The organism is Bacillus sp. JZ109, assembly GCF_053903135.1.
Map to the genome: position 1 here is coordinate 3,200,282 of NZ_CP096388.1, position 19,309 is coordinate 3,219,590.

General features: G+C 44.6%; 21 protein-coding genes. 7 read left to right on the forward strand and 14 right to left on the reverse strand.

The window, feature by feature from the left end:
- Positions 1-226: 226 nt before the first annotated feature.
- The 6 genes from M1D94_RS16940 to M1D94_RS16965 form a co-directional block, all read right to left on the reverse strand.
- Positions 227-916 (reverse strand): YfjL-like protein, encoded by a 690-nt coding sequence (locus M1D94_RS16940; RefSeq protein ID WP_125121391.1) that lies wholly within the window; start codon positions 914-916, stop codon positions 227-229.
- A gap of 29 nt (positions 917-945) precedes the next feature.
- Complete coding sequence (locus tag M1D94_RS16945; RefSeq protein ID WP_043857915.1) at positions 946-1,398, reverse strand: DUF6884 domain-containing protein; 453 nt, start codon at positions 1,396-1,398, stop codon at positions 946-948.
- A 173-nt stretch (positions 1,399-1,571) separates the two neighbouring features.
- The gene (locus tag M1D94_RS16950) at positions 1,572-2,549 is read right to left on the reverse strand and encodes a tRNA dihydrouridine synthase (protein ID WP_032726644.1); all 978 of its coding nucleotides are present in this window, start codon (positions 2,547-2,549) and stop codon (positions 1,572-1,574) included.
- Positions 2,550-3,304: 755 nt separating this feature from the next.
- Entirely contained in the window at positions 3,305-3,589 is a 285-nt protein-coding gene (locus M1D94_RS16955; protein WP_021481197.1) for a YfzA family protein, read from the reverse strand.
- Between the two features lie 618 nt (positions 3,590-4,207).
- Complete coding sequence (gene rlmD / locus M1D94_RS16960) at positions 4,208-5,608, reverse strand: 23S rRNA (uracil(1939)-C(5))-methyltransferase RlmD (RefSeq protein WP_003233644.1); 1,401 nt, start codon at positions 5,606-5,608, stop codon at positions 4,208-4,210.
- A gap of 113 nt (positions 5,609-5,721) precedes the next feature.
- Positions 5,722-6,585, reverse strand: a complete 864-nt coding sequence (locus tag M1D94_RS16965) for a DNA-3-methyladenine glycosylase family protein (RefSeq protein ID WP_038427531.1) — start codon at positions 6,583-6,585, stop codon at positions 5,722-5,724.
- 117 nt (positions 6,586-6,702) lie between these two features.
- Between M1D94_RS16965 and corA the strand changes: the two genes are divergently transcribed.
- Both corA and M1D94_RS16975 read left to right on the forward strand, forming a co-directional pair.
- Entirely contained in the window at positions 6,703-7,662 is a 960-nt protein-coding gene (corA, locus tag M1D94_RS16970; RefSeq protein WP_003233650.1) for a magnesium/cobalt transporter CorA, read from the forward strand.
- Positions 7,663-7,760: 98 nt separating this feature from the next.
- Positions 7,761-8,621 (forward strand): NAD(P)-dependent oxidoreductase, encoded by an 861-nt coding sequence (locus M1D94_RS16975; protein WP_049140613.1) that lies wholly within the window; start codon positions 7,761-7,763, stop codon positions 8,619-8,621.
- Positions 8,622-8,658: 37 nt separating this feature from the next.
- Here M1D94_RS16975 and pdaA read toward each other — a convergent pair whose 3' ends face one another.
- Both pdaA and M1D94_RS16985 read right to left on the reverse strand, forming a co-directional pair.
- The gene (gene pdaA / locus M1D94_RS16980; protein ID WP_003244439.1) at positions 8,659-9,450 is read right to left on the reverse strand and encodes a delta-lactam-biosynthetic de-N-acetylase; all 792 of its coding nucleotides are present in this window, start codon (positions 9,448-9,450) and stop codon (positions 8,659-8,661) included.
- Positions 9,451-9,550: 100 nt separating this feature from the next.
- Positions 9,551-9,736, reverse strand: a complete 186-nt coding sequence (locus M1D94_RS16985; RefSeq protein WP_003223132.1) for an SE1561 family protein — start codon at positions 9,734-9,736, stop codon at positions 9,551-9,553.
- 144 nt (positions 9,737-9,880) lie between these two features.
- On the opposite strand from M1D94_RS16985, the gene yfkAB reads away from it, so the two are divergent.
- Entirely contained in the window at positions 9,881-11,002 is a 1,122-nt protein-coding gene (gene yfkAB / locus M1D94_RS16990) for a radical SAM/CxCxxxxC motif protein YfkAB (RefSeq protein ID WP_003233655.1), read from the forward strand.
- Positions 11,003-11,845, forward strand: a complete 843-nt coding sequence (mscC, locus tag M1D94_RS16995; protein WP_010886444.1) for a mechanosensitive ion channel protein MscC — start codon at positions 11,003-11,005, stop codon at positions 11,843-11,845.
- A 38-nt stretch (positions 11,846-11,883) separates the two neighbouring features.
- Here the strand turns inward: mscC and M1D94_RS17000 are convergent, their stop codons facing one another.
- Together M1D94_RS17000 and cax are read right to left on the reverse strand one after the other, a co-directional pair.
- Positions 11,884-12,678, reverse strand: a complete 795-nt coding sequence (locus M1D94_RS17000) for a YfkD famly protein (protein WP_003233657.1) — start codon at positions 12,676-12,678, stop codon at positions 11,884-11,886.
- A 70-nt stretch (positions 12,679-12,748) separates the two neighbouring features.
- Positions 12,749-13,804, reverse strand: coding sequence for a calcium/proton exchanger (gene cax / locus M1D94_RS17005; protein WP_003242902.1), 1,056 nt, complete (start codon positions 13,802-13,804; stop codon positions 12,749-12,751).
- A 167-nt stretch (positions 13,805-13,971) separates the two neighbouring features.
- Here cax and M1D94_RS17010 point away from each other — a divergent pair, with 167 nt between their 5' ends.
- The gene (locus M1D94_RS17010; protein ID WP_003243008.1) at positions 13,972-15,147 is read left to right on the forward strand and encodes an MFS transporter; all 1,176 of its coding nucleotides are present in this window, start codon (positions 13,972-13,974) and stop codon (positions 15,145-15,147) included.
- A 198-nt stretch (positions 15,148-15,345) separates the two neighbouring features.
- On the opposite strand, the gene M1D94_RS17015 is transcribed toward M1D94_RS17010, so the two are convergent.
- From M1D94_RS17015 to yfkJ, 3 genes are read right to left on the reverse strand one after another with little or no spacing between them, the layout of a single operon-like run.
- Positions 15,346-16,173 carry a YihY family inner membrane protein gene (locus M1D94_RS17015; protein WP_014479170.1) on the reverse strand — a complete coding sequence of 276 codons (828 nt, stop codon included), beginning with the start codon at positions 16,171-16,173 and terminating at the stop codon, positions 15,346-15,348.
- A gap of 23 nt (positions 16,174-16,196) precedes the next feature.
- Positions 16,197-16,517 (reverse strand): hypothetical protein, encoded by a 321-nt coding sequence (locus M1D94_RS17020; protein WP_456270292.1) that lies wholly within the window; start codon positions 16,515-16,517, stop codon positions 16,197-16,199.
- 17 nt (positions 16,518-16,534) lie between these two features.
- Positions 16,535-17,005, reverse strand: coding sequence for a protein-tyrosine-phosphatase (gene yfkJ / locus M1D94_RS17025; protein ID WP_019712686.1), 471 nt, complete (start codon positions 17,003-17,005; stop codon positions 16,535-16,537).
- Positions 17,006-17,207: 202 nt separating this feature from the next.
- Between yfkJ and M1D94_RS17030 the strand changes: the two genes are divergently transcribed.
- Together M1D94_RS17030 and M1D94_RS17035 are read left to right on the forward strand one after the other, a co-directional pair.
- On the forward strand, positions 17,208-17,423 hold the full coding sequence (locus M1D94_RS17030; RefSeq protein ID WP_010330293.1) for a DUF1128 domain-containing protein: 216 nt from the start codon (positions 17,208-17,210) through the stop codon (positions 17,421-17,423).
- 92 nt (positions 17,424-17,515) lie between these two features.
- Positions 17,516-18,706 carry an MFS transporter gene (locus tag M1D94_RS17035; protein ID WP_003243812.1) on the forward strand — a complete coding sequence of 397 codons (1,191 nt, stop codon included), beginning with the start codon at positions 17,516-17,518 and terminating at the stop codon, positions 18,704-18,706.
- A 39-nt stretch (positions 18,707-18,745) separates the two neighbouring features.
- Here the strand turns inward: M1D94_RS17035 and yfkM are convergent, their stop codons facing one another.
- The gene (yfkM, locus tag M1D94_RS17040; protein WP_133953914.1) at positions 18,746-19,264 is read right to left on the reverse strand and encodes a general stress protein 18; all 519 of its coding nucleotides are present in this window, start codon (positions 19,262-19,264) and stop codon (positions 18,746-18,748) included.
- Between the last annotated feature and the right edge of the window lie 45 nt (positions 19,265-19,309).

Consider the following 19,309-nt stretch of genomic DNA (forward strand, 5'->3'; position numbering starts at 1 on the left):
TGCGCCTCCTTCTATTTAGGGTTCACCATTATAAATGCAAGAAGTGTGCCAGTCTTTTGAGCCCGTAAAACCAGTCTTCTCGTCTTCACTTTGGAGACAGTTTGAGACGTGTGTCTCGTTTTGTCTCAAACTGATTCATTTGTCTCGTTTTACAGCATGCAAAAAAAGACCGGATATCACCCGGCCTTTGACAATGATCGACGTATTTATTTCCTTGGAAATCTTTTTAACTTCCTAGTTCCTCTGCATCGTTTGACTGAATAGCTGCTTTTGAAAGAAAATCAATTGAATATTTGACATATCCAATACCGCCGTCCCCGTCCTTCTGCATACAGTCTATCGTGCCGTTTGAGTATGTATATCCCTTTTCATTAAGCGTTTTTCTGACCGTTTCCGCCATCTTTGCGGCATCTGTTTTTGATAACCCGCTGGCGTCTAACTGAATCGTCATGCTCATAGGCGCTTTTTCAGCCAGCTGTTTGTTCCATTTTGTATCTAACGTGAACTGTCCGTTTTCAATACTCAAAGCAGCATCAGCTTTTATAAGTCGAGGAACCGCTTTTTTCAGATCTGCTTCGATTGCCTTCGTTGCTTCTTTATTTACATGTTTTGATACTGATTCGGTATACGCTTCTTCAATTCCATCGCACGTTACTTTAGGATGCAGAAATCCCTTCGTACACATTGGGTAGCGATGAGATTGGGAGGTTGCTTCGAATACATATTCAGAGGTTTTAGCGTTATATACCCCATTCGTGATCTTGATTTCTTTCTTAGGATAGGTTTGTTTCACATAAGAGACTAGCTTCTGTTCTGCAGCATTTTTCGAAAATGGATCACCGAACCATACATGATAGATATATAGTCCGCATCCGAATAATGCAATGGCAAGCAAGCCAAACACAAGTTTTTTCATGTTCACACTCTTTTCTTCATATGTATGTGCTACAGTTCATGCTTTTCTTCAACAGCCCGGTTCAGCGCTTGGAGCATATAGCCTATGCCTTTGTAAGATGATAGCGGCCAGCTGATATGCTGGTGTTCTCCGATGACGGCGTTTAGAACGCTTCGATATTTTTTTCCGCCAAGCATGACTAGCTCTTCGATATCAGAAAAGCCTTTTTCGTGAAATTGGCGGCTCAGCTCGTCCGCTGTCATGATTTCCGGATGACCGGTGCCAAAAGTGACATCGTAATTTCCCGAAACGAGATCATTAGGGCGGAGGAACCCGTGTTTCGCAGACAAAATCACCCACTCATCGAAAAATGCTTTCGCATACCGCTCGCACGCCTGATGAAACGGGCTGAGATAAGCGTCCTCTGCTCTTACCGGCCCGGCATCAGGCTGGACGTCCCAGATTTTTTTCTTGCCGCAGGGGATGATGCATAGCCGTTTCATTTTTCTCTCCCCCTTTATAAGATATCTCCACTAAATATACCATTATTTTCTTACAATAAATTAGAGAAAAGACAGGCTGAGTAAAGCTGCGTACAAAAAAGACCCGGATTTACCGAAAATCCAGGTATTTTAGTCAAGAATTGTGTTAGCCTTTTTTGAATCAAGCACTGCAGTTACTCTATCCCATCAAGATACTTTCTCTCAAAGTCGTCGAGCAATGCACGCACTTCATCTGTTGACTTTGTGTTCATGCATTGATTTCTTAATTCACTTGCCCCTCGGAACCCGCGGAGGTAAATCTTGAAAAAGCGAGGAAGAGGCTTGTACGGACGCGCTTCTAATGCTGAATATTTGTCATGGAGATCCAGATGCAGCCTTAAGAGATCAAGCAATTCCTTGCTGCTATGCTCTTTTGGCTCCTTTTCAAAGGCAAATGGATTTGTAAAAATACCGCGCCCTATCATAATTCCATCAACACCGTATTGTTCAGCAAGTTTCAAGCCGGTTTGGCGGTCAGGGATATCTCCATTGATTGTCAACAGTGTATCTGGTGCCACCTCATCACGAAGTTTCTTAATCTCCGGGATGAGCTCCCAATGCGCATCTACTTTGCTCATTTCTGCCCTTGTACGCAGATGAATAGAAAGATTCGCAATATCCTGTTTCAAAATGTGTGTCAGCCACTCGCGCCATTCATCCACATCCGTGTATCCAAGTCTTGTCTTCACGCTTACAGGCAATCCCCCTGCTTTTGCAGCTTGTATTAATTCTGCCGCAACTGCAGGACGGCAAATTAGGCCGCTTCCCTTTCCATTCCCCGCCACATTAGGCACAGGGCAGCCCATATTGATATCTAAGCCTTTAAATCCTAACTCTGCCATGCCAATACTCATTTTACGGAAGTTTTCAGGCTTATCCCCCCATATATGGGCTACCATTGGCTGTTCATCCTCTGTAAACGTCAAACGGCCACGCACACTATCCTTCCCATCCGGGTGGCAATAGCTCTCTGAGTTTGTGAACTCTGTAAAAAACACATCCGGTCTGCCTGCTTCACTTACTACATGCCGGAAAACAACATCTGTCACATCTTCCATTGGTGCCAGTACAAAAAATGGCCGTGGCAATTCACGCCAGAAATTTTCTGTCATAACAAAAATCAAATCCTTTCATTAGAGGATACAGCTATACCTGTATCTCAATATTTAAAAACTGACCATGCTTTCTTTTTACACTTATCGCATGCGAAAGCATTTCTTATCAATCTATAGTAAATTTTGAACATTTTCACATGGGATGATTATCTACACCATTTTTTATATTGTGGTTAACACTGGCGCTGACCTTCGTCTTTCTTTGTGGCCTTACTTTTGAACTTTTTGGATAAAAAGAATTCCAACCTAAATAGAATATCATATGAGTTCTCCATATTACCAACGCAAACTAATTGTCCTGTTATTGAGGATAAGATATTTAACGCTACACCATATCCTTATCTCAATATCATATTTGCGGAAAAACTAATTTCAAGAGATAAACTTTGATTAAGCAAATTGAGTTGGGGGTGGTATAACTGAGTACTTTAGAGAATAAAAAAACCTCTACTTAAGCTGCTACCACTTATGAATCACATGGAGTAAAGAGGATGAGAAGAGAAAATAAATCCTTATTTAAAAGAATTCAAGAACTTCAATCTGAATCATTTGGGATTTGCTCATGATTTAGAAAATAACCAACGCAGCAAGTGGCAACCTACTATATATTTGTATAGGGTTATAATTCGATAATCCTGATCCAGAACCAATAAAATAGACTGCTGACTAAGTGTCGCAGTCTTCACTCATAAGAAAATTAAGAAAGTCTTCATTTTCTTTCATCATTAAATAAGGCATCAGAAGTTATTGCTTTAATTTCGAATATCCTTTGTTATCCCTGTAATTATTTGTATAATAGTGAAAACTCCCAAGAAAACAGTAATAATATTAAACCATGGATTATCATAGAATGAAAGATATGTTTGAAAGAAATCTAGTTCAACTATGTTTGCTGGGAATCCATTCATTTCTCTATACTTAGGACCCCATCCCGTTAATTCTACAAAATTAAAATAAAGCTGAGATACTAAAAATGCCAAAAATGTTTGAAACCAACTTCTTTTATATAACGGTCGTTTTTTATATACTTTATCCATTTAGTTATCCATTTCCTTCTCTGCAATACTTTTTAGCCAAGTGTCAATCTAAATTATTATGAAGCATGATTGTCGCAAGGATATAACCATTGTAGGTATTACTTTAATAGTTGTTATCGTCGGCACTATTATTTAATTGTTGTAGTGCTCATACGTTATTCATTTTAAAATGGGGTTGGCCATCATTTTCACCTCTTTCGTTTATTACAATGTTTCAACTTTTTACATCGAATGACTCTTGAAATGATATACGCCATACCTTTCCTTATATTCCTATAATCAATATTTCACACGTAATAACTGCAAGTCAATATATAATTTTACAAATTATGAAAAATATATCTATGATTTTACATCATTTTACTCATGTATTTTAATCATACTGGAAGGAAATTTTTCCGGTTAAATAACGCTTTTTTCACCCGCTTTTCAACACGTTTTTTCAATTCTTTTCGCCAGTTAAAATAAAGATCTCCGAGAAAAGAAGGAAGATAAAATTGGGGAAAGACAGTTAGGACAAGGGCTGCGCACGAAAAAGACCCGGAAATCGGAATTGTTTATTTTACCGAAATCCAGGTCTTATTAGGAAAACTATTTTATGACTGGGAAATGTTCTTTTTAGTTAGACGATTTCAATACAAGTCTCGCCACTGCTTCCACATGCGCCGTCTGCGGAAACATATCGACAGGCTGAATATAGTCCACGCGATAGTCCTTCGACAGCGTCTGCAAATCCTTCGCAAGCGTGGATGGATTGCAGGAAACGTAGACGAAGCGTTTCGGTTTGACTTTTTTGATCGTGTCCAGGAACGTGCTGTCACAGCCCGTTCTTGGCGGGTCTACAATGACGACGTCCGGGCGGAAGCCTTCTTTCGTCCATTTCGGGAGCCAGTGTTCGGCTGTTCCTGTTACATATGTGGCATTTGCCATGCCGTGTTTTTTGGCGTTTTTCTTAGCATCGTCAATTGATTCCTTGATGACGTCCATGCCGCGGACTTCCTTCGCTCCGTCCGCCACCCACATGCCGATAGTGCCGACGCCGCAATACGCATCAACGACTTTTTCTTTTCCGGTCAGCTGCGCCGCTTTTTTCACTTCATCATACAGCTTGACGGTCTGTTCCGGGTTGAGCTGGAAGAAAGCGCGGGCACTCAATTCAAAAGATACGTCGCCTAGCACTTCTTGAATTACTGTTTTTCCGGCGAGCTGTTTTGTTTTCTCACCAAAAATCACTGAAGTTTTCGCACCATTTACATTCTGAATAATGGATTTGACCTCTGGCAATCGCTTTTGAATCGCTTTGACGATTTCTTCCTTGTGCGGAAGCGTTTCTTTTGCGGTTACAAGCACGACCTGCACTTCGCCTGTTTCAAAGCCGACTCTCGTCACGATCGTGCGAACGTCGCCTTTTCGTTTTCTTTCATTATAAACAGACACATTGAAGTCCTCTAAAATGCGGCGGACGATGCCTGTTGTTTTGTTCGTTGCCGGATGCTGAACGATGCAATCTTTAATCGGCACGATATCATGGGAATCAAGGCCGTATAAGCCGGCGATGATGCTGCCGCTTTGCGAGCGTCCGATCTGGAATTGGCTTTTATTGCGGTAATTCCACGGGTTGTCCATGCCGATCGTTTCTTTGATTTCCATGTTTTCAACTTTAAACTTCGTATGGCGTTCAAGAGACTGAATGACGATATCGCGTTTTTCCCGAAGCTGCTGGCTGTATGCAAGGTGCTGAAGCTGACATCCGCCGCATTGTTCATAAACAGGGCAAGGCGGTGCCACCCGGTGCTCAGATGCCTTGCGGATTTTCTTAATGCGGCCCTCCGAAAACTTCGGCTGGACCTTTGTGGCCTGCACAACAACTTCTTCGCCAGGAAGCGCGCCGGGTACGAAGACGACTTTTTTCTTAAAATAGCCGACACCTTCTCCGTTAATGCCGAGACGCTTAATCGTCAGCGGAAAGGTTTGTCCGACCTTCAGTTCGACGGGCGCCTGTTTCTTTTGTTGGTTCACGTTGTTCTCTCCGTTTCTATATAAAGCTTTCTGCAGATGGCAGAAAGTGAAATGGTTTTTTCACATCTTTCTAGTATAACACGTTTGCAGGATTTCCTTCATTGTCAGATGAATTATTCTATACTCCTCCACAAATATAAAGACGCATAGCTTAAATAAGGCTCCCACTCCTTGCTCATCGCCAGCATGACATCCTTTGCCGGCTTATCGTCCAGCTGAAAATGGCGTTTGATGGCATTCTGGAGGCCGATATCGGCAAGCGGGAATAAATTGGGACGGCCAAGTCCGAACATGAGGACGTTTTGCACAGTCCACGGGCCGATACCCCTAATTTTGATCAGTTTCTTCATAATGTCTTCATCCGCCATATGCGGCAGCTCTGACAAGCTGAGTGTGCCTTCTGCGATCATCCTTGATGTATCAATGGTGTATTCCGCTTTTCTCATGCTGAATTGCAGATCACGCAGATCCTGATAATCGAGTTCTGCAATCGTTTCCGGCTTTGGGTAGCACCACACGCCATCCTTCTGCTCCCCAAACGCATGAACAAACCGTTCTGTTAGCGTGTAAGCGAAGGAAAGATTGAGCTGCTGGTGGATAATGCATTTCATCATGCAGTTGTACACGCTGTAGTCCAGAACAAGCGGAGTCCCTGCATGCTCTTCAAAAATGGCGGACAGGCTCGTTTTTGAAAAATGATCCAGAACGTGCTGCAAATGATTTTCCCATTGAAAAATCCGCTTGATTTCCTTCATCATTTCTCCCTGATCCGTTTCCCCGCTGACGAGGAACTCAGGCTCACCCGCATGGCCTAACGCCTGTATCTTTACAATACATACATCCCCCGCTTGATTTCTGATTGGCACACGGACTTCCCTCGCCTCTCGATCAACAGCATTGAGGGGGTCTAAAGACAGCCTGTCCAGCACGCGGTCAAAATGATACGGAGGCGTGACAGATACTTTTTCCTTCCACATGAGATCCACCCTTTTTCCGTTTTTGTTCAGTATAACATGCCGCTTGAATTAGGCAGAGAGTACCGTATACTTTTCTCATAAAGACCGCATGATATAATGGCAGGTGGAGGGTTGTTTATGATCAACATTACCGCAATCACAACAGAGCATCAGCTGCTGAAAAATATACCGATCGAACGAGTGGAACAGCCTGATATTGCATGGTACTGGGTTGATTTTTACGGCCCGGAGGATACGGAAACGGCGTTATTGAGAGATTTTTTTCATTTTCACCCGCTTGCCATTGAGGATTGCTTCCAGCATATGCAGCGGCCGAAGCTTGACCATTATGACGGCTATCGTTTTTACGTGATTCATGCGCTGAATAAGGAAACACTTGAGACGGAGGAAGTCGATATCTTTCAAGGCGAAAAATTTGTCGTCACCTTTCATTTACACGAAACGCCCGGTATCGCTAAAGTCCGGGAGCGTTTGTATGCTTCACCGGATATATTGAAAAAAGGGCCCGGGCATATTTCTTATATGATCATGGATCAGCTTGTTGATGAATATTTTCCTCTCGTGTATAAAATCGAAGACCGGCTGAATGAAATTGAAGAAAGCCGTCCCCACAAAACGTATGGAACGCTGATGAACGAGGTGTTTGATCTCAGAACAGACCTATTGCATTTGAGACGGACGATTATCCCGATGCGTGATTTGCTCTACCGGATTTTAAGCCTTGACCATGTGAAAGAGCAGCGGGAAACGAAAGCCTATTTCAGCGACATATATGATCATTTGTTAAAGTTGTCTGAAATTGTGGAATCCAACCGTGACATGACGTCCGACTTGCGTGACAGCTACGTGACGCTAAACTCAAACCGGATGAATGCGATTATGATGACTCTGACGATTGTGTCGACCATTTTCATCCCGCTCACCTTTATTGCCGGTGTATACGGTATGAACTTCGACTTCATGCCGGAGCTGCATTGGAAATACGGATATTTTGCTGTACTTGGCCTGATGGCCGCGCTTGTGATCGGGATGCTGATTTGGTTTGTACATAAAGGATGGTTCAATATTTTTAAATGAGGACAGCGAGCAGCTGTTCTTTTTTGTTGTAAGCCGATCGCTATGCATATTCTGTTCATATTGTTTATAATGGAAAAAATATTCAGGGAGTGATCAGATTGAAAATTGCTGTCATCGGACTCGGCAATATGGGACAGCCCATTGCCCGAAATGTTCTTCAAGCAGGCTACGAATTGACTGTCTATAACCGGACGAAACAAAAGACAGAAGAATTTGTCACAAAAGGCGCACAGGCAGCTGATACGCCGCGGCTGGCGGCAAAGTCCGCTGATATTGTCATTACTATGCTTGCAGATGATGATTCTGTCAGCGCCGTGACATTCGGAGAAGACGGGCTGCTTGAAGGATTAGCAGAGAACGGCATTCACATCTCGATGAGCACAATCAGTGTTGAGTTCTCAGAAAAGCTCGCAGCAGCTCATGCAGAGAAAGGACAATTTTTTCTCGCCGCTCCTGTTCTTGGCAGACCGGATGCCGCAGCCAAAGCCGCGCTCCGTATCATAACAGCCGGACCGGCGGAAGCAAAGCAAGCTGCCAAGCCTCTGCTCGACAGCCTGAGCCAGCAGGTATTTGACGTCGGCGAAGAAAGCAAGACGGCAAATGCAGCCAAAATCAGCATTAATTTCTTGCTCGTGTCCATGCTGGAGGCGTTATCTGAATCCTTTTTAATGATGGAGAAATACGGCTTAGAACAAAAACAATTTTTAGAAATCGCCAGCGCGCTCTTTGGTTCTCCAGTCTATCAAAATTACGGAACCATTATGGCCGAGCAGAAATTTGAGCCGGCCGGCTTCAAAATGTCTTTAGGGCTGAAGGATACCAACCTGGCACTCGCCGCCGCAAAACAGGTTTCTGCAAATCTTCCTCTTGCCGAGCTGGCCAAGAGCCATTTTGAAAGCGGGATTGAGAAAGGCTTCGGGGATCTGGACTGGGCCGCACTGATTAAATGTATAAAATAAAGAAAAACCTCTCCGTTTAAGGAGAGGTTTTTCTCTTTTACAAAGACGGCAGCCTCATTTCTTTCTCAAACATCAGATCATCAATGCTTTTAAAAGTGTAGCCCTGTTTTTTCAGATCTGTAATCGCATCATCCAGTGCTTCAGCATTGTCCCTTGATACGGTGTGCAGCAGGTAAATGGCTCCCGGGTGCGCCTGCTTAATCATATGATCGTAGGCATATTTCTTCCCCTTTTGGTTGTTGATTTTCCAATCAACAAAAGCGACCGACCAGAAAACGGTTTGATAGCCGAGGCGTTTCGTTTCTTTCAGTACGTACTCACTGAACACGCCGCGCGGCGGACGCAAATACAGGTTGTCCTGCTTTCCCGTAATTTTATAAACCTCTTCGTTGACTGAATCAAGTTCATCCTGAATCTGATCAGCTGTTTTTGTCGTTAAATCCGGATGGTGAAAGGAATGGTTGCCGATAATATGGCCCTCATCTGACATTCGTTTGATCAGCTGAGGCTGGTCCTTTACGAAATGCCCGGTGACAAAAAACGTTCCTGTTACGCGATGTTTTTTTAAGACATCAAGCACTTTTGGCGTATAGCCATTTTCATATCCGTTATCAAACGTTAAGTAAATCGTTTTTTCCTTTGTATTCCCTAAATAAAACGCGTCATATTTTTCAATTAAACTGTTCAGCTGCTTCCCGGCATCTGGCGGCTGATGATTGACACTTCGTTTAAAGCCCCAATTAATCGGCTCATTCGGCACCGCTTCCGCCTGTGCTGCACCTCCGGCAAGCAATACGGCGGCGCAGCATATTGAACACATCCACTTCATGGCCAGCGCTCCTTCTGCATTTTTTCTTATTTTACAGATAGGGGCTTTGTTTTATACTGTTGCTTTATGCCAATAAAAAAACCGCGGCGGGCGCGCGGTTTTATTCCCAATCTTTTTTAAAACGTTCGTATTTGGCTTCCAGGTCATCAAGCATGCTGATGAGCCTGTCTATATCTTCAACGTCGGTTGCTTCAGGGTCTAATGAATCGATGACGTTCATAAACATGTCAAGTCTGTTCTTTAAATAATCAATCTGCTGATCTTTATTGTTTACGGCGTTCCCCATTCTGTTCCTCCATTCATTTTTTATTATGGTAGCTCATTTTTTGCGGTTTTTCAATCGCCGCGCTACTTGCGATCTTGGCAAATCAGGTCTAAAATTAACTGTTGGCAGCGTTAGTATGCCCATTTATAAAGGAGTTAGATAGTCATGACACAAAACACGAAGCTGCGTCCGATTACGCCCGAGTTTGACCCTTGGGAAGCCTATATGGATGTTGACCAATACGGAGACATGCAGCTGACAAACGTTGAATTCACAACGACGACACTGTGCAATATGAGATGCGAGCATTGTGCTGTAGGCTATACATTGCAGCCTAAAGACCCGAATGCTCTGCCAATAGATCTTCTGTTAAAACGGCTGGAGGAAATCCCGCGCCTCAGATCCATCAGCATCACAGGCGGAGAGCCGATGCTTTCGTTGAAATCAGTAAAAGAATATGTTGTTCCTTTATTGAAATATGCCCATGAACGGGGTGTGCGGACACAAATTAATTCAAATCTGACCCTCGACATCGAGCGGTACGAATGGATCATTCCGTATCTCGATGTGCTACATATTTCTCATAACTGGGGTACAGTTGAAGATTTTGCTGAAATCGGCTTTGCCATGATGGACAGAAAACCGACCTTCGAACAGCGCGCGCGCTATTTTGAAAAAATGATCGAAAACAGCCGCACGCTCGTGGATGCCGGAGTAATGGTATCTGCGGAAACGATGCTGAACAAACGAACTCTTCCGCATATTGAGCATATTCACCGCCAAATCACAGAAGATATGAAATGTCAGCGTCACGAGGTCCACCCAATGTATCCAAGCGATTTCGCAAGCGCTCTTGAATCCCTCAGCCTGAAAGAGATGAGACAGGCCATTCACCGCTTGCTGGATATTCGTGATGAAAATACGTGGATGCTGTTCGGAACGCTGCCGTTTTATGCCTGCAGTCCGGACGAAGACGATCAAAAGCTGCTTCGCCGGCTTCGCGCGGCGAAAAACGTCACAGTGCGAAATGACCCTGACGGCCGATCCCGCCTGAATGTGAACATTTTCGACGGAAACATTATCGTGACCGATTTCGGTGATACCCCGCCGCTTGGCAACATTCAGACGGACAGCCTCCCTTCCGCCTATGAAAAGTGGAGAGAGACCAAGCTTGCGAAAGAACTGAGTTGCCACTGCCCGAATGTCCGGTGCCTCGGACCGAATGTTCTTGTCAAAAACAGTTATTATCAGGATACAGACTTCACAAAACGTCAAGCCAGGAGTTAGATGCGGATGAAAGAAACACTTACGGAGATTTTTCAAAATAAAATCGTCGATATTCTCCTCGTTGCCGTTATCCTTTGGATCGGTGTCTTTATCATCAACCGGCTGGTACAGCTATTTTTTAAACGGACGGATTTTATTGAAGAAAAAAAGGAAAAAACGATTGAAAGCCTTGTCCGTTCTGTCACCCAGTATACGGCGACAATTGGTTTTATCTTTTACGTTATTTCTTTATTTGTGCATGATTTCGGCAAGATATTGGCCGGGGCGGGCGTAGCAGGTATCGTGATCGGTTTTGGCGCCCAATCGCTGATCAAAGATGTGCTGGCTGGTGTGTTCTTAATATATGAACGCCAGCTGCACAAAGGCGATTATGTCACCGTCAACAACTTGTTCAACGGGACAGTGGAGGAAATCGGCCTCCGCTCGCTGCAAATCCGGGAATGGAGCGGGAAGCTGCTCACCATCAGCAACGGCGAGGTCAGACAAATAGAGAACTATAATATTGATTTTATGCGGATTACCGAATCCTTTCTTATCAGCTTTAAAGAAGATCCGGACCGCGTGTACAGCGTGTTGGAAGAGGCATGTGACATGCTGAATGAAGAGCTTCGTGATTCATTGAAGCGGGATGAATTCGGCAATCCGACAGAACCGTTTCAAATCCACGGCATCACCGCATTGAATAAAATCAATCGCGGCGTCGAATTTACGGTTAAAGGCATGGTGAAAGATGATGATTATTTCAGTGCCAGCCTTGCAGTCAGACGGGTTCTCGTTCGCCAGCTCTACCAAAACAATGTGCAAATGCTTGAGGAAGCGGTCCGAATCGAGAGAACCCAATAAACAAAAAAACTGATTCCGAGTTGGAATCAGTTTTTTATTTATCTTGGCAGTGAGGAAAGCTGAAAGCCAAATGTGACATGGTCTTGAACCGGAATCCACGCGCCGATGCCCTGTGACGTGACATTTTTCACGACGAGTTTTCGTTTATTTCCTTTCAGCACTAAGTACACTTCTCCGTAAGTCACTTTTCCTTTTTCATTCACAGCCGGTGCATATGCATGTAGATAACCGATTTTTTTAGGAGCGACTTTATAAATCTGATCCCGTTTTGTGCCAGCCCCAATGACCGTCTCAAATGCAAGCGGAAGGTTCGTTTTCTTCATTGCTTTTTGCATCATCATGCTTTTGACATCTTCAGCATTTGGAACTTTAGCTGTCAGGCCGCCCTTCACTCTGTACTGCTGTTCCTGGGCATAATGCATTTCAGCCGTTTCTTTCCCGCCGCGGTTATCCGCACGGTTTGTATTGATTTTTTTATATTCCCAGTTTGCGACTGTTTCATTTGATTCATAGCCGAGCGCCCATTTCCCGAGAAATATTGTCGCCCGGTACCCTACTGCAAGCGGTGTGCCGGATATGTTGGATTCATTCAGCATTTTGATGAGATGCGGATTTTCAATCTTCACCTCAGAATGATCGAGCAATTCCTTTGCCAGCTTGCTCGGCTGAAGCATTGGCTGATCCTGTGAAGCATTCGGATACGTGTTTTCCTTTGAAATGCTTGCGACAGAATTAGGAACCTTAAACTGCTTTTTCGCGTGGATGGGCTGAACGCCGAAAAAACTAAAGAATAACAACACGATAAGTGTGGAATGAAATAGCTTTTTCATCATATCACTCTTTCTATGGCATTTTCCCTTAGTCTTTTCATCCCGCTTTGTTGTTATCCATCATTTTTTCAGGTTAAAGAAGGAAAAAGCCGATCGCCATAATGACATATGCAGCAAGCAGTGTCGCCCCTTCAAACCAGTTGGAATCCCCGTCATTCGAAATCGCGATCATCAAGAGAACCGCTGATACCATCGCGACGAGCTCAGGCAATGTAAATACAAGCGGCATGCTTGTCGGAAAAAAGATAGAACAGATGACGAGAACCGGTGCGACAAACATAGCGATCTGCAGCGTAGAGCCGACTGCAATTTCAACCGCAATGTCCATTTTATTTTTGAAGGCCATAATAATCGCTGACGCGTGCTCCGCCGCATTTCCTACAATCGCCACGATGATGACCCCGATAAACAGCTCGCTCCACCCGAACTGTTCAGCCACCGAGTGAAAGGTATGGACCAGGTTTTCGGATATGTATGCAACCACAATCGTTGCCGCAAACAAGACAATCGTCGCAACCTTCCCTGACCATTCCGGCTCTTCCTCTTCTTCAGTCTGAGCGGCATTATTCGGCTGATAAACGCCCCGATGCGTGACAAGTTTAAAGTACAGCGCCGCCACATACAACAGAATCATAATGATGCTGATGCCGATGCTTAAATTGAGCTTGCTGGCGTTTCCCATACCAACAGAGAATACCTCCGGAATCACAAAGGCGACAATGATGGCAAAAATCAGAAGCCCGGAGTTATGGCGGGCATCATGGATATTAAATTCCTGCCGCTTATATTTTAAACCGCCGACAAAAAACGATAGGCCCGCTACCAGCAACAGGTTCCCCAGCACTGAACCGGTTAAAGAGGCAAGCACGATTCCTGTCAGGCCTTCTTTTAATGCAAAAAGGGAAATAATCAGCTCCACCGCATTCCCGAAGGTTGCATTCAACAAACCGCCGATACGCGGTCCTGCAATGATGGACAGTGATTCTGTCGCCCTCCCCATATAGCTTGCAAGCGCGATAATCGTCACACAATAAACGGCAAATAGAACCGCGGAAGGCCAATGCATCAAACTGCCAATCACAGAAAGCGGAACACCGGCCGCCACTAAAATAAAAAAGATACGATTCATGGTGAAATAGCTCCTTTTTTATGACTTGTTTTATTTTTATTCTTCACAAAAACCTTCATGATTACACGAGGGCAAATGTATAGCGTGATATAGGCTTTTTTCAGGTTGCCTGCTTTTGGAAAACATTGTACGATCAACATAGATTCCACATAAGGAGAACTGACACGATGTCACGATTTCATTTCTTTATCCTTGTCTTGCTCGTATCCATTTCCGGGTTTTCACAAGGCATGCTGCTGCCTGTCATTTCAATCATTTTTGAAACAAATGGAGAATCCGCTGCTATCAACGGCCTGCACGCGACCGGGCTGTATATCGGTGTGCTTTTGGCTTCGCCGTTTATGGAAGCGCCGCTCAGAAAGCTCGGGTTCAAGCCGCTGATCGTCATGGGCGGAAGCATTGTCATTTTAAGCTTATTCGGATTTATTTGGCTTCAGTCAGTTTGGGTCTGGTTCCTGCTTCGCCTGTTCATTGGAATCGGCGACCACATGCTTCACTTTTCTACGCAAACGTGGGTGACCTCCATGTCATCAAAACAAAATCGCGGAAGAAACCTGTCTATTTACGGGCTTTCCTTTGGCCTTGGCTTTGCCGCAGGCCCGTTCATGGTGCCGCTTGTCAAGCTGAGTCCGTCGCTTCCTTTTATCGTGTCCGGCTGCATCAGTCTGTTTGCGTGGCTTTTTGTTTTCTTTCTACAAAATGCATACCCGGAAACCAGTCCTCATGAAACCAAATCAGACAATAGTTTCAGGCGATTTTATCAGGCCATGCTGTTTGGGTGGGTTGCCTTTATGCCTACATTTGGCTATGGCTTTCTGGAAACGGCGCTGAACGGAAGCTTTCCGGTGTACGCGCTCCGTTTGGGGATATCAGTAGACGCAGTAGCGATCATCCTTCCCGCATTTGCGATTGGAAGCATTATTTTTCAGTTTCCGCTCGGCATCCTCAGCGATAAATACGGCAGGCGGAATGTGCTGCTGGTGATTTTACTGACTGGGGCTCTTTGCTTTTTCATAGCCGGTGTATTTCCTTCGCCTTACGTGATCGGCGGCTGCTTTTTTATTGCAGGAATGGCAGTAGGATCAACCTTTACACTTGGCATCAGCTATATGACAGATCTTCTTCCGCCCCACCTCCTGCCGGCGGGAAACCTGCTTTGCGGCATTACCTTCAGTCTCGGCAGCATCCTCGGCCCGGTTGCCGGCGGCTGGTATATGCAGACATTTGAAAGCGCAAACTTGTTCTACTTCATTACTCTCACGCTTAGCGCTGTGTGGCTGGCCCTTGTGCTGGGCAAACCGAAAAGCTGGTCACCGGCTGAAACCTATTCTTCATCTTCTTAATCAAAAAGCCTCCCGACATCATGTCAGGAGGCTTTTATGCTAATGGTAGCCGTTTTGTCCGTTGGCGCTTCCGCTTGTTTTATGGCTCGATTTGCTTTTCGAATTTTGTTTGTTATGGCTTCCGCCTTTTTTCGTATGCTTGGTCATCACGATATCCCCCCGACTTCTTTTTGAACCGAAGTTCGTTTATAGGGTGCGCTAATGGTAGGGATTTTCATCAGGAAGCTTTTTACGTTTATGTAAAAGAGCGTTGATTTCTCCGCCTAGGATAATTAAAATGCCGCTCAAGTAAAACCAAATCATCAGAACGATGATTCCCCCGATGCTCCCGTAAGTGGCGCTATAGTTCGCAAACGTGCTGACGTAAAATGAAAACAATGTGCTGACAACGATCCAGCCGATGGTCGCAAAGACCGCACCCGGCATGACAAACCGGAGAGACAGCTTTTTGTTCGGCGCAATCACATACAGCGCGGAAAAAACAATCAAAAGCACAAGCGGGCTGACACCCCAGCGAATGGCGGCCCAGACGGATAAAAACAGATCCGACGCGCCGACAAAGTCAGAAGCGAGCCTTCCAATCTCCCGGCCAAATACCGGCAGAAGCAAAGCCACTAAAATCGTAAATACCATGGCAATCGTCAAAAAAATCGAGGTTAAACGAACAATGATAAAAGAGCGGTTTTCTTCCACATCATACGCGTGGTTCAGCGACCGGACGATCGCGTTCATTCCATTAGACGCAGACCATAATGCGGCGATAATCCCGAATGAGAGCAAACCGCCATTTCGATTATTTAAGGTTTGATGGGTAATGGATTCAACGAGAGACATCGCACTGGCGGGAGCATATTGTTCTATGACTCCTAAAACATCATCGGTAGAAAGCGGAAGATACGCGGTGAGCGTCAGCATAAAAATCAAAAACGGAAACAGTGACAATAGAAAAAAATACGCCAGCTCCGCTGATTTACTTTGTCCTTCATGAAGGGTGTATCTGCTGAAAAGCTCTTTCAAAAAACTCATGTCGTCTCACCTCGCATGTTTGATCATTTTTTTGAAAGATGCTCTTTCGTTTCTTGCACGAGTTCCATCACTTGCGGCGTTGTTTTCTTCAGCTCTTTCACCTGCTGGTTCACAAAGTCGACTTCCTTTGAAAGCGTTTGGGCGAGCTTTTTGGCCTCATCCACTTTTGTGATAACAGTGTTTTTTAACAGCTCCGGATTGCTTTTATACAGTGAAAGTTTATGCTTGCATGTCAGCCATCTCATGCCGCACGCCTGTCTTGTCGGCTTATGGAGCAGTGATAACGCCGCGCCTGCCGCAGCTCCGAGAAATATCCCTTTCAGCATTAAACGTTCGTTGTTCATGCAAATTCTCCTTTCACTCACAATTGTTTTTCTTTTTGAATAGACGCAAGCAGATGCTCACAGCCCGATTTGATTAATTGGCAGACTTCTTCAAAATTCCCTGTGTAGTAAGGATCGGGAACGTCGGCAAGATCTGAATCTTCAACATAGTCCAAAAGCCTTTTGATATGTGAGGTGTTTTTAAATCCCGCCATGCTTCTGAGACTTCCGATATTTTCTGCATCCATTGCAATGATGTAATCAAAATCGGCCAGATCCTGTTCGCTGACTTGACGCGCCAGCATGCCATCAAAGCTGATTCCTTCTCTGCGCAATATCTCCTGCGTTCCCTCATGCGGCGGATTGCCGATGTGCCAGCCGCCGATTCCCGCTGAGTCCGCCTTGATTTTCTCCTCTAATCCTTTTTTGGCTGCAAGGTCCCGAAAAATCGCTTCCGCCATCGGAGACCGGCAAATGTTTCCTAAACAAACAAATAACACGCTTATCATATTGTCCAACCTCCCTATTCTTTGCCCCTATTTCTCTAAAAAGAAACTTTCATGAATATCTTAGTAGGATGTTCATTTTCTTTTCAACTGATGTCTTCACTTTTTTGGAATGAACAGCCTGCTTTTAGAATAGGGTTTTTTTCTGATGGAATTCTGTTAGAATAAAACATACCTATATTGCGCATAGAAAGGATGGAACCATTTGTCCAGCCCAAATACAGAAACATTAACTCAAATGATTGAAGAGATTTCCCAAAAGCTGAACATGCTGAACGTCGGCGTAATCAAAGCGGAGGATTTCAGTGATGAGAAGATTGAAGACCTCACGTACCTTCACAGCATGGTGATGAAAAAAGAATCATTCAGCCCAAGTGAAATGCAGGCGATTGCTCAAGAATTAGCCTCGCTTCGTAAATAATGGAGACTGGCCGGAAACTCGGCGAGTCTTTTTTATCATTTCCTCAAACCAAAACAGTAAAGTGTTCGAATAAGATTTGAAGGAGTACAAGCATGCAAACGACATCTATCAAAACAGCATCCGGAATGTATATCAACTACTTCTTTCTGGGGATGGTCAACATCATTCTCGCATCCAATATGTCTTCATTAACAAAACAGTGGAATACCGATCCGACCGGCATCAGTTATGTCATTGCCGCTATCGGGTTTGGCAAACTGCTGACATACGGCATTTCCGGCGTTCTATCAGATAAAATCGGCAGAAAGCCGCTTGTTGTCGCTTCTGCGGGAATTATGGCCGTCTTTTTAGTCGGTATTCCTTTATCACCGAGCTATGAACTGGCGTTTGTGTTCGCTTTATTAGCCGGGGTCGCAAATTCAGCGATGGATGCCGGAACATATCCGGCGCTAACCGAGCTCTTTCCGTCTGCTTCCGGTTCGGCAAATGTCTTGGTCAAAGCCTTTATGTCTGTCGGGGCCGCACTTTTGCCGCTTTTGATCACATTTTTAGCAGACCACAGCATGTTTTACGGATTTGCTTTTTATCTGCCGGCAGCGGTCTATCTCCTGAATATTATTTATTTATCAACGCTTTCGTTTCCTAAAAAACATAAGAAACCAACTAATAGCGGCCAACAGGAATCTCCCGTTTTCTTGTCTGAACCCGTTTTTCAGAAGGAAGGCACCGCACTGATTATCATCGGTTTTACATCCACGGCTTTATTTACGGTTTCTCAAATCTGGCTCCCGAGCTACGCGCAAAAGGCAGCCGGTTTAGCTGAATCAGCATCTGTACAATTGCTGAGCTATTATAGTATAGGATCTCTGGCATCTGTTTTATTATTAGCCGTTTTGCTGAACAGATGGGTCAAACCTGTCTTCATAACGCTCTTATATCCTATTATTACTTTATGTACGCTCGCAGTCATGCTGACCGTTCATATCCCAGTTGTGCTGGACATCACTGCCTTTTTCTTAGGCTTTTCAACTGCGGGTGTGTTTCAAATTACCATTACGTTAATGACAGAGCTTTTCTGGAAGCGAAAAGGAACCGTTACCGGAATTGTAGCGACCGCTTCAAGCCTTGCATCGATTCTGCTGCCGATTGCAACAGGGCTTATCGCAAAAGCGGGGGGCATCGCCCATATTTTCATATTCGACTTCGGCATTGCGGTCATCGGAACGGCTGCAGCTGCTTTCTTGTATTACAGGTACAAGAAACTGACAGGTGCTCAAGCCTAAGCAACAAAAAAACGGACGCCCAAGAGCGTCCGTTTTTTCTTATTTCTCAAGCAATGCCAATGACTCGCGGTTAAATGCCGGTATATCGTCCGGTGTGCGGCTAGTGACCAATTGATCCTGGCAAACAACCACTTCCTTGTCCACAACGTCGGCACCGGCGTTTTCCATGTCAACACGAATGGACGTATAGCCCGTCGCTTTTCGGCCGTCGAGCGCTTTCGCATTGATTAAAAGCTGCGGGCCGTGGCAAATGGCGAATACCAGTTTTTTGTCAGTCATAAACGCTTTTGTAAATTGGACGAAACGATCGTCAGCGCGAAGCTGGTCTGGTGAAAATCCTCCGGGAATCAAAAGCGCATCAAAGTCTGAAGGGTTTACGTCGTCAATGGACGCGTCAACCGTCACTTCCGCTGTTCCCTGCTTGCCTTTTACTGTTTTTCCTTTTTCTTTTTCGATGACAGTCAGTTCATGTCCCGCTTCTTTAAAGGCTTTCGCAGGCTCAGTGTACTCGCTGTCCTCAAAATAATCTGTTAAAACAACTGCAATTTTTTTCCCCATGATTCATAACCTCCCGCTTTATATGTCTACATAAAACACTCTACC

What these genes read in the sequence shown, in the direction of transcription:
- cax (WP_003242902.1), bottom strand. Translation starts at nt 13,804, where the DNA reads ATGAATCGTATCTTTTTTATTTTAGTGGCGGCCGGTGTTCCGCTTTCT.
- mscC (WP_010886444.1), top strand. Translation starts at nt 11,003, where the DNA reads ATGCGGATGAAAGAAACACTTACGGAGATTTTTCAAAATAAAATCGTC.
- M1D94_RS17010 (WP_003243008.1), top strand. Translation starts at nt 13,972, where the DNA reads ATGTCACGATTTCATTTCTTTATCCTTGTCTTGCTCGTATCCATTTCC.
- M1D94_RS16950 (WP_032726644.1), bottom strand. Translation starts at nt 2,549, where the DNA reads ATGACAGAAAATTTCTGGCGTGAATTGCCACGGCCATTTTTTGTACTG.
- M1D94_RS17020 (WP_456270292.1), bottom strand. Translation starts at nt 16,517, where the DNA reads ATGAACAACGAACGTTTAATGCTGAAAGGGATATTTCTCGGAGCTGCG.
- pdaA (WP_003244439.1), bottom strand. Translation starts at nt 9,450, where the DNA reads ATGAAGTGGATGTGTTCAATATGCTGCGCCGCCGTATTGCTTGCCGGA.
- M1D94_RS16940 (WP_125121391.1), bottom strand. Translation starts at nt 916, where the DNA reads ATGAAAAAACTTGTGTTTGGCTTGCTTGCCATTGCATTATTCGGATGC.
- M1D94_RS17015 (WP_014479170.1), bottom strand. Translation starts at nt 16,173, where the DNA reads ATGAGTTTTTTGAAAGAGCTTTTCAGCAGATACACCCTTCATGAAGGA.
- corA (WP_003233650.1), top strand. Translation starts at nt 6,703, where the DNA reads ATGATCAACATTACCGCAATCACAACAGAGCATCAGCTGCTGAAAAAT.
- M1D94_RS17035 (WP_003243812.1), top strand. Translation starts at nt 17,516, where the DNA reads ATGCAAACGACATCTATCAAAACAGCATCCGGAATGTATATCAACTAC.
- M1D94_RS16965 (WP_038427531.1), bottom strand. Translation starts at nt 6,585, where the DNA reads ATGTGGAAGGAAAAAGTATCTGTCACGCCTCCGTATCATTTTGACCGC.
- M1D94_RS17000 (WP_003233657.1), bottom strand. Translation starts at nt 12,678, where the DNA reads ATGATGAAAAAGCTATTTCATTCCACACTTATCGTGTTGTTATTCTTT.
- M1D94_RS16955 (WP_021481197.1), bottom strand. Translation starts at nt 3,589, where the DNA reads ATGGATAAAGTATATAAAAAACGACCGTTATATAAAAGAAGTTGGTTT.
- yfkM (WP_133953914.1), bottom strand. Translation starts at nt 19,264, where the DNA reads ATGGGGAAAAAAATTGCAGTTGTTTTAACAGATTATTTTGAGGACAGC.
- M1D94_RS16945 (WP_043857915.1), bottom strand. Translation starts at nt 1,398, where the DNA reads ATGAAACGGCTATGCATCATCCCCTGCGGCAAGAAAAAAATCTGGGAC.
- yfkAB (WP_003233655.1), top strand. Translation starts at nt 9,881, where the DNA reads ATGACACAAAACACGAAGCTGCGTCCGATTACGCCCGAGTTTGACCCT.
- yfkJ (WP_019712686.1), bottom strand. Translation starts at nt 17,005, where the DNA reads ATGATAAGCGTGTTATTTGTTTGTTTAGGAAACATTTGCCGGTCTCCG.
- M1D94_RS16985 (WP_003223132.1), bottom strand. Translation starts at nt 9,736, where the DNA reads ATGGGGAACGCCGTAAACAATAAAGATCAGCAGATTGATTATTTAAAG.